Origin of the sequence: Myroides sp. LoEW2-1, from assembly GCF_009767705.1 — a bacterium.
GTDB classification, from domain to species: Bacteria; Bacteroidota; Bacteroidia; order Flavobacteriales; family Flavobacteriaceae; genus Flavobacterium; species Flavobacterium album_A.
The window spans coordinates 44252-53224 of the sequence record NZ_WSPP01000010.1; the positions used below are offsets into that span (position 1 = coordinate 44252).

Consider the following 8973-nt stretch of genomic DNA (forward strand, 5'->3'; position numbering starts at 1 on the left):
AAGGGTAAATTTGAAATAAATGTATTCACTCATGTTGAAGTTTTTAATTATCGGGCTGTTGTTGTTTGTTATCGAGTTTTATACTTATCAAGCATTTAAACAATACTTTAAAAAGTTTTCAAGTCGCTTACTCTATGTGATGGCATCTGTTATTCTTGTTCTTTTTATTGGCTATGGCTTTTCAAAGTTCGATCCTAAGTCAGGTGATATGAATTTACCATTGACTGCTGGAGCCCTTATTGTATTATTTTATTTGCCAAAACTTATTCTGACTCTTGTTTTGTTGGTGGAGGATGTCGCGCGTTTATCAATTGGTGTTTATCGATTTATCCAAAGGGAGTTAGGAGATAAGCAATCTTCCAGAGTGAATGAAGATGAGAAAGATTCTATTATACCAGGTAGAAGAAAGTTTGTTACCAACATAGCTTTGGGTATAGTGTCAATTCCCTTTTTGTCTGTATTGCACGGTATTACTATTGGACGTTATCGATTTCAAGTCCACGAGCATATAATTGAATTTAGTGATCTTCCATCTGCGTTTGATGGTTTTAGATTTACGCAATTATCCGATATTCACTTTGGTAGTTTTGACGATCCTGAAAAGTTGATGCATGCTGTTGAATTGATTAATGCTCAGAGATCTGACATGTTGCTTTTTACTGGTGACATGGTTAATAGCGTGGCAAGTGAAGTGAATCCGTGGTTGAGTACTTTTCGAAAGATTCGCCCACACAAGTATGGGCAATTTTCAATCTTAGGGAATCACGATTACGGAACTTATGCTCATTGGGAAACGGACGAGATGGAAGACAAAAACTTCAACGAAATCTGTGATATTAGTGATAAACTTAATTTTCAACTGCTGAGAAATGAACATGTTAGTATCAATAAAGACGGTGAGTCTATTTGTGTAGTTGGGGTTGAGAACTGGGGTGCAAATGGCAAGTTTATGAAATTTGGAGATTTAGATAAAGCCACGCAGGGAATAGAATCGACTGATTTTAAAATTTTGATGAGTCACGATCCATCGCACTGGGATGCTCAAATTTTAGATCATCCGATGAATTTCCAATTAACCTTATCGGGTCATACACATGGTTCGCAATTTGGAATTGAAATTCCTGGCTTTCTAAAGTGGAGTCCTATTCAGTATGTGTATAAGCAATGGGCAGGTCTTTATGAAACATTAGGGAAGTACTTGTATGTGAATAGAGGGTTTGGTTATCACGCATATAAAGGTCGTACTGGTATTTGGCCTGAGATTACAGTTATAGAATTACGAGTGAAAAAGTAAGTTTTTACACAAAAAAGTATATTTTTGTATATATAAGTAGAGTAAATATCTAAAAACGAATAAAAAATAATTATATGTCAAAGTTTGGGGATTTAGTAGAAAGAGATGTACCTGTATTAATTCAATTTTTTGCGAAATGGAATGATGGGTGTACAAAAATGAATCCTGTATTACACGATGTGGCGGCAGCGATGGGTGATCGTATTTTAATCGTAAAGATTGATGTAGAGAAAAATAGCGAATTGGTGGAAGCTTTGCGTATTAAGCAGGTACCTACTATGCTATTATATAAGAATCATACGATGATTTGGCGTCAGACAGAAGTAATGGATGCGAATTCATTAATCAATGTCATGACTTCCTTACTATAAAGTGTCGAAGGTATAGCCTTTATCTAATAAGCTTTCGATTAGTATAGGCAATGCGTATTTCATGTTTTCTTGCGCTTTTAGGCTGTCGTGAAATACTATTATACTTCCTTTTTTAAGGTGCTTTAAAGAGCGTCTTAAGCATTGTTTTGGGGTTAAATTCCTATCGTAATCTTTGGTGAGATTGTGCCACATGATTATTTCATATCCTTTATCGCTTAGTCTTTTAGCTTGTGCTGTCTTTATTTTTCCATAAGGAGGTCTAAACAGCTTAGAATCATTTGAGCAGTACTTTTTTATCTCTTTTTCACATAGTAGTGCGTTGGCAATATAGTCTTCTTCACTGGTTTTCCAACCGTTTAAATGATTGAAGGTGTGATTGCCTACTTGGTGACCTTCATTTATTATTCTCTTAAATACTGAAGGGTGTTTTCGGATATTATCACCGATGCAAAAGAAAGTAGCTTTTATGTTGTAATGTTGAAGGAGGTCGAGTACCCATTCTGTTACTTGGGGAATAGGTCCGTCATCAAAAGTCAGGTACACTTTTAATTCACTGGTTTTTCTGATCCAAGTGTATTTTGGGAAAATATTAGTTAGTATGTATTGACCTATATTCATAGAAACAAAGATAAAAAAAAGAGTGGCTGAAATTTTCAACCACTCTAATTATCGAATAACAATTAACTATAAACGTTATTTTACACCTCCACCTACAGCTCTGTATAAAGTAACTAAAGAGTTAAGTTGAGCTAATTCAGTATTGATATAAACTAGTTCAGCAGCCAAAGCACTTTCTCTTGCTGTTAATACATCAAGATAAGTTGCTAAGCCTTGAACTAATAATTCTTCTGAGTATTCAGTTGCAAGTTGATAAGACTTGTACTCTTGTTCTTTTAGTACCAGTTTATCTTTTGAACTTTCGTAGTTGTACAGCGCATCAGAAACTTCTTTTGAAGCATTTAAAACTGATTTTTTATAGTTTAAATATGCTTTTTCTTGATTTGCTTGTGCTACTTGATGTTGAGTTCTCACTTGTCTACCATTTAACAAAGGTTGAGTTAATCCACCAATAATATTAGCGAATAGAGAGTTGGTATTGAATAACTCGTCAAAGTCTAAGCTTTGTAAGCCTCCATTAGCAGTAATGCGGAATGAAGGGTAGAAATTACTACGAGCTACATTTGTCATTTCAAAAGCATTGATAAGTTCAAATTCAGCAGCTCTAACGTCAGGTCTGTTTGTAAGCAGTTGAATAGGTACTCCAACAGTTAAATCAGTGTTTAACGTTTGGCCATCAAGTTGCCCTCTTTTAATCGCATTTGGATTTTCTCCAAGTAGAATACTGAACGTGTTTTCCGTTAACTTGATGCTGTTGTTGATGTCAACTAACAAAGCTTGTGCGTTATATAGCTGAGCCTGTGTTTGTTTTACTGCAACTTCATTAACCTGTCCTGCTTCTTTTAGAGCTTCAATTGTTTCTAAACTATTCTTTCTATTGACAATTGTTTTTTCTGTAATTGCCTTTTGTTGATCAAGAGCTACTAATTGAAAATAAGTACTTGCAATTGAAGATATTAACTGTGTTTTTACAGTTTGATGGGCAGCTACAGATTGTAAATAACTTGCTGTAGATGCTCTTTTGCCACTTCTGATTTTACCCCATACATCTAATTCCCAAGAGAATTGTCCTGTAACGTCGTATAAATCGGTTTTTACTCTTGTATCTCCAAAAGCTATTCCTTGTGGTCCATTTTTAGACGCAACAGAGTGAGTGTAGTTTGCACCTACATTTAAGGTAGGGGCATATCCCCATTTACCTTGTTGCATATAAGCTTTAGCAGCATTCATATTTTCTAAAGCAATGCGAATGTCTAAATTGTTTTCTAAAGCTTGATCAATATATTGTTTTAAAATTTCGTCTGAGAATAACTCTTTCCATGACACATTGGCCATAGAAAGAGTATCTTGAGAAATCTTATCAGTTCTAAAGTATTGCTCATCGATAACCTCTGGTCTATCGTATTTTTTGGCAACAAAGCACGATTGCATTGTCAACCCCAAAAGAGCAATAGGAATAACTCTATATAAAGTTTGTTTTTTCATTTCTTAGTGCGTTTTTTCTTCAAATTTAACAGGCTTCACTTTTTCTTGAAGATATTGGAAAATAGCATATAATACTGGAATTACGAAAACTCCAATGATTGTACCGATTAATAATCCAAAGGCAGCACCTGTACCGATTGAACGGTTACCAACGTCTCCAACTCCTTTTGCAAATACCAATGGCATAAGACCAAGGATAAATGCGAATGAAGTCATCAAGATCGGTCTTAAACGCGCTTTAGCACCGTTAATAGCAGATTCTGCAATTGACTCCCCATGTTGTCTTCTCTGAACAGCAAACTCTACAATCAGAATGGCATTCTTGGCAAGTAATCCCACAAGCATGACCAGAGCAATCTGGAAGTAGATGTTATTCTCTAATCCTGCTAATTTCTGTGCAAGGAATGCTCCCATAACTCCTGTAGGTAATGAGATAATTACCGCAAATGGCAATAAGTAACTTTCGTATTGAGCAGATAGTAAGAAGTAAACGAAGATTACACAAAGTGCAAAAATCATTACTGTTTGGTTACCTGCATTAATCTCCTCACGAGATAGTCCTGTAAAGTCAATACTGTGACTTGTTGATAATGTTTTTTGAGCAACCTCTTGTACTGCGCGAATTGCATCCCCCGAACTATATCCTGGTTTCGGAGCACCATTGATATTTGATGATGTAAATAAGTTGTAACGGTTTACAGATTGCGGACCATATACTTTTTTCAAATCAACAAACTGGTTTACTGGTGCCATTTCTCCTGTAGATGTTCTAACGTAGATTTCACTTAAGCTATTTACATCTGATCTATATTGTGGCAATGATTGAACCATTACGCGGTATTGCTTACCAAAACGCGTAAAGTCTGCTGCATATATACCTCCAATATAACCTTGTAAAGCCGAGAAAATATCACTTACTAAAACACCTGATTCTTTTGCACGAGGAATATTTAATTCAAGTTCGTATTGTGCATAGTTTGTATTGAATGACGACTGAGCATATAATACTTCAGGGCGCTTCATTAATTCACCTACGAATTCTTGTGATTTTTTATCGAATTCTGTTAATTCACCTCCACTGCGATCAAGTAATTTCATCTCAAATCCGGCAGACATACCGAATCCTGGTATACTTGGTGGTTGGAAGAAAATCATTTTCGCATCTTGGAACTGAGTTGCAGCAAGTCCAAATAATTTACCAATGATTACATCTGTTGCAAGATCGTCTGTTTTTCTTTCAGAGAAATCCTTTAACTTAATCATCGCCATACCATAGTTAGAACCTTGTCCATTGATGAAAGAGAATCCCGAAACAACAGTTACGGCATCTACACCAGGAATTTGTTTTACTACAGCAGAAAACTCTTTTTGTAAACTTGTTACACGGTCTTGTGATGCTCCTGTAGGTAATTCAATATTACCCATGATGAACCCACGGTCTTCGTTTGGTACGAATCCTGTTGGCATTGTCTTAGCAGAGTAGTATGTAATTCCAAGACATCCTAATAAGATTACAAATGTTAACCACTTGTGTTTTAATAAGAATTTGAATGAATTACCATATCTATGCGTTAAGTTGTTAAACCCAACGTTGAATGCGTCGAAGAAACGTTGAACAAAATTTCTTTTTCTTCCTTCGTGATTGTCATGTTGCTTTAAGAAGATAGCACATAACGCTGGACTTAAAGTCAAGGCATTTACTGCTGAAATCAAAATAGCTACAATAAGAGTAATACCAAATTGTTTGTAGAATACTCCAGTTGGACCACTAATAAAGGTTACTGGGATAAATACCGCAGCCATTACTAATGTAATTGAGATAATGGCACCTGAGATCTCTCCCATTGTACTAACACTCGCATCCAATGCATCTTTACCCGTTTCTTCCATCTTGGCGTGGACGGCTTCCACCACAACTATGGCGTCATCCACCACAATACCGATGGCCAGTACTAATGCGAAAAGTGTAAGTAAGTTTAATGAAAATCCAAATACACTTAGGAAAAAGAAGGTACCAACAATAGAAACTGGTACCGCAATTAACGGAATAAGTGTCGATCTAAAGTCTTGTAAGAAGATATACACTACCACGAATACTAAGATAAACGCTTCAATTAAAGTACTTACTACTTTGCTAATCGAAGCATCTAAGAATTCGTTTGTATCCATCAATACTTTGTATTTCATTCCTTCAGGAAGGTTTTTCTCCATTCCTTGTAGGATTAAATGTAAGTTTTGGATAATCTCTTGAGCGTTAGAACCAGGTGTTTGATAAATAGCCATTGCTACTGCTGGGTTACCATCAAGTTCAGAACTACCTACATAAGATTGTGCTCCAAGTTCAATACGAGCTACGTCTTTTAACCTTAGGATTTGTCCGTTACCTAAAGATTTTACTACGATATTTTCATATTGTTCTTGAGTTTTATACTTACCACTGTATTTTAATACATATTGAAATGCCTCAGCATTGTTTTCCCCAAGCTGACCAGCAGCTGCCTCTAAACTTTGCTCGTTTAGTACTCTAACTACATCAGAAGGAACTAAGCCGTATGCTTTCATTTTTGCAGGTTCAATCCACACACGCATTGAGTAGTTTCGAGAACCAAATGCTTGTGCATCTCCTACACCAGTAACACGTTTCAGCTCTGGGATTACGTTAATGTTCATATAGTTTTGGATATAGATAGCATCATAATCCGGGTTTGTCGAATAGAACGACAAGAACATTAATGCACTTGTTTGCTGCTTTTGTGTGGTAACCCCCGAACGAGTTACCTCTGCTGGTAACAATGGAGTAGCTCGAGCAACACGGTTTTGTACGTTTACCGCTGCGATGTCTGGGTCAACTCCTTGTTTAAATATTACTTGAATACTTGCACTACCATCATTACTTGCTGTTGATGTAATGTAGTCCATGTTTTCCACCCCATTCACTTGTTCTTCAATTGGGATAATCACAGATTGCATTACAGTTTCAGCATTTGCTCCTGGGTAGCTCGCCGCAATTTGTACAGTCGGCGGTGCAATATCTGGATATTGCGTTACTGGAAGTGCGGATAGTCCTAACACCCCAAGTATTACTATAAGGATAGAAATAACTGTAGATAATACAGGTCTTTCGATAAAAGTCTTTAACATGCTTTAGAAAGTTGATTTTATAGCTTCGTTGATAGAGTTGAATTCTACTTTGTCTGGTGTAATTGCAGAACCATTACGCAATGTTCCTAATCCTGTACCAACAATAGTTTCTCCTTTTGCAACTCCTTCTTTAACAATAGCTAATTTGTTTACTCGATCAATTACATTAATTTTTGCAGCCTTTGCAGTATCATTTACAACGCGGTAAACATAAATTTGTCCTTGTTGTTCGAAAGTCGATGATTCTGGAACAACTAAAACATCTTTATATTCCACAGGTAGTAATAAAGACCCACTGTTACCATTGCTCAAAATGTTATCTGTGTTAGGGAAAGATGCTCTTACCTGAACAGTTCCTGTAGCAAGGTTTACTTGACCTGTCATTGTTTCAATTTTACCTGTACTTGAGTATGTTTGTCCATTGGCTAAAACTAATTTTACTTCTGGTAAGTGCTTTAATTTTTCGCTGATTGACTTTCCTTCAATTTTTTCTAAGAAGTTAAAATACTCCTTTTCATTCATTGAAAAGTAAGCGTACATCTCACTGTTATCTGAAACAACTGTTAACGGTTGTGGATCACTTGGACTAACTAATGAACCAACTCTAAAAGGAATAGCTCCTACGATACCGTCAATTGGACTTTTGATTATAGCGTAATCAATATTAGCAACGATACTTTGATGTTGTGCCTTAGCATTTGCTAATTGACCTTTAGCACTGTTTAGTGTAGCCTCAGCAGTATCTAATTGAATTTTACTAATGATACCTTTATTTACAAGAGGAACTAATTTATCGTAGTTTACTTGTGCTACGCTAACTTGTGCTTCTGCTGCTTTTACGGCTGCTAAAGCGGCGTTTGCATTTTCATTTAATGTATTAGTCTCAAGTCTGAATAAAGGTTGTCCTTTGCGTACAACCGAACCTTCATCAACGTAAAGTTCCTGAATATATCCAGCTATTTTAGCTCGTACATTACTTGTAACCTTACCTTGTAGAGTAGTTGGGTAAGTATTGTGTCCTATCACTGTTTGTGTAGGTACTTGCACTACTTTATATGGTAGTGGGCCGTGAGCTGCTTGCTGTTCTTTTTTACCACAAGAACCTGCTGTAATCGCAAGCGACGCTAGAACGATAGTATGGAAATAACGTTTCATATAATTACTTAATTTGTACTTTTTAATTTTTCTATAGTTTCTGTTAAATGTTTTTTGCTCTTTTCAAGGTGATCGATATATAATTTCATTTTCATCTCACAGTTTTGTGCATTGATTTCACCGGTTGTGACAAAGTTTTCTAATCGCAAACTTAGATTGTGCTCTCTCTCCAGTAAATCGCGTATTAACTGCAATCTTGTGGTCATGAAATTAGGGTTTAATCTAAAAAATCTTTTTCTTTCATCTATTTTGTTAAAATGTTCTATTTGGTTGTTTGAAATTAATAAATTTAAACTATTTGACACAGAACTTTTACTTGCATTTAATTTTTCTACTAACTCATCAAAAGTCACGCCATCTCTATTATTATTAAACATAATATAGGTGTATATCTGAGCCGTCAGAGGCGAGAAGTGATAAACTATCTCATGATGTGAACAGAAATCTTGAAATAAATCAACTAATTCTGGATTGTATTGTCGCATAGATGTCGTAATAAAGATTTGAGAGCAAAGATAGTTTTAGTTCGGTAAATACAAAACTAAAAAAACTTAATTTTTTTATAATTATTTAAACGGCGTATAAATAAGGGGAACTTACTGTCGATAGCTCCAAAATGTATTTCCTTGATAATGTGATGATATTTATGTGGCATCGTTTTTCTGCTTATTTTTTTTAAAAAAAATTGCATTGATTCTGAAAATAGCTTTATATTTGCCCTCACAAAATGCGGAAGTAGCTCAGTTGGTAGAGCTCCAGCCTTCCAAGCTGGTTGTCGCGAGTTCGAGCCTCGTCTTCCGCTCTAACAAACTCGATGTAAGTTTTCAAATCACATCAAATGCGGAAGTAGCTCAGTTGGTAGAGCTCCAGCCTTCCAAGCTGGTTGTCGCGAGTTCGAGCCTCGTCTTC

General features: G+C 35.9%; 7 protein-coding genes and 1 tRNA gene. 3 read left to right on the forward strand and 5 right to left on the reverse strand.

Annotation, left to right across the window (positions count from 1 at the left end; all coding sequences use genetic code 11):
- Window positions 1-31: 31 nt before the first annotated feature.
- Window positions 32-1294: a metallophosphoesterase gene (locus GOQ24_RS01105; protein ID WP_155092508.1), complete on the forward strand. Its 1263-nt coding sequence runs from the start codon at window positions 32-34 to the stop codon at window positions 1292-1294.
- 74 nt (window positions 1295-1368) lie between these two features.
- Window positions 1369-1665 carry a thioredoxin family protein gene (locus GOQ24_RS01110; RefSeq protein WP_155092509.1) on the forward strand — a complete coding sequence of 99 codons (297 nt, stop codon included), beginning with the start codon at window positions 1369-1371 and terminating at the stop codon, window positions 1663-1665.
- Here GOQ24_RS01110 and GOQ24_RS01115 read toward each other — a convergent pair.
- From GOQ24_RS01115 to GOQ24_RS01135, 5 genes are all read right to left on the reverse strand, one after another.
- Window positions 1660-2283 (reverse strand): polysaccharide deacetylase family protein, encoded by a 624-nt coding sequence (locus tag GOQ24_RS01115; RefSeq protein ID WP_160338952.1) that lies wholly within the window; start codon window positions 2281-2283, stop codon window positions 1660-1662. The two genes, GOQ24_RS01110 and GOQ24_RS01115, sit on opposite strands and share 6 nt — an antisense overlap.
- A 75-nt stretch (window positions 2284-2358) precedes the next feature.
- A complete protein-coding gene (locus tag GOQ24_RS01120; protein WP_155092511.1) occupies window positions 2359-3768 on the reverse strand; it encodes an efflux transporter outer membrane subunit in 1410 nt (469 codons plus the stop codon).
- Between the two features lie 3 nt (window positions 3769-3771).
- A complete protein-coding gene (locus GOQ24_RS01125; RefSeq protein WP_160338953.1) occupies window positions 3772-6909 on the reverse strand; it encodes an efflux RND transporter permease subunit in 3138 nt (1045 codons plus the stop codon).
- 3 nt (window positions 6910-6912) lie between these two features.
- A complete protein-coding gene (locus GOQ24_RS01130; protein ID WP_155092513.1) occupies window positions 6913-8064 on the reverse strand; it encodes an efflux RND transporter periplasmic adaptor subunit in 1152 nt (383 codons plus the stop codon).
- 8 nt (window positions 8065-8072) lie between these two features.
- Window positions 8073-8441, reverse strand: a complete 369-nt coding sequence (locus tag GOQ24_RS01135) for a transcriptional regulator (RefSeq protein ID WP_243731240.1) — start codon at window positions 8439-8441, stop codon at window positions 8073-8075.
- Window positions 8442-8793: 352 nt separating this feature from the next.
- Here GOQ24_RS01135 and GOQ24_RS01140 point away from each other — a divergent pair.
- A tRNA-Gly gene (locus GOQ24_RS01140) sits at window positions 8794-8866 on the forward strand.
- The last annotated feature ends 107 nt before the right edge of the window (window positions 8867-8973 follow it).

Coding starts and splice junctions, on each gene's coding strand:
- GOQ24_RS01105 (WP_155092508.1), top strand. CDS start 32: ATGTTGAAGTTTTTAATTATCGGGCTGTTGTTGTTTGTTATCGAGTTT.
- GOQ24_RS01110 (WP_155092509.1), top strand. CDS start 1,369: ATGTCAAAGTTTGGGGATTTAGTAGAAAGAGATGTACCTGTATTAATT.
- GOQ24_RS01120 (WP_155092511.1), bottom strand. CDS start 3,768: ATGAAAAAACAAACTTTATATAGAGTTATTCCTATTGCTCTTTTGGGG.
- GOQ24_RS01130 (WP_155092513.1), bottom strand. CDS start 8,064: ATGAAACGTTATTTCCATACTATCGTTCTAGCGTCGCTTGCGATTACA.
- GOQ24_RS01125 (WP_160338953.1), bottom strand. CDS start 6,909: ATGTTAAAGACTTTTATCGAAAGACCTGTATTATCTACAGTTATTTCT.
- GOQ24_RS01115 (WP_160338952.1), bottom strand. CDS start 2,283: ATGAATATAGGTCAATACATACTAACTAATATTTTCCCAAAATACACT.
- GOQ24_RS01135 (WP_243731240.1), bottom strand. CDS start 8,441: ATGTTTAATAATAATAGAGATGGCGTGACTTTTGATGAGTTAGTAGAA.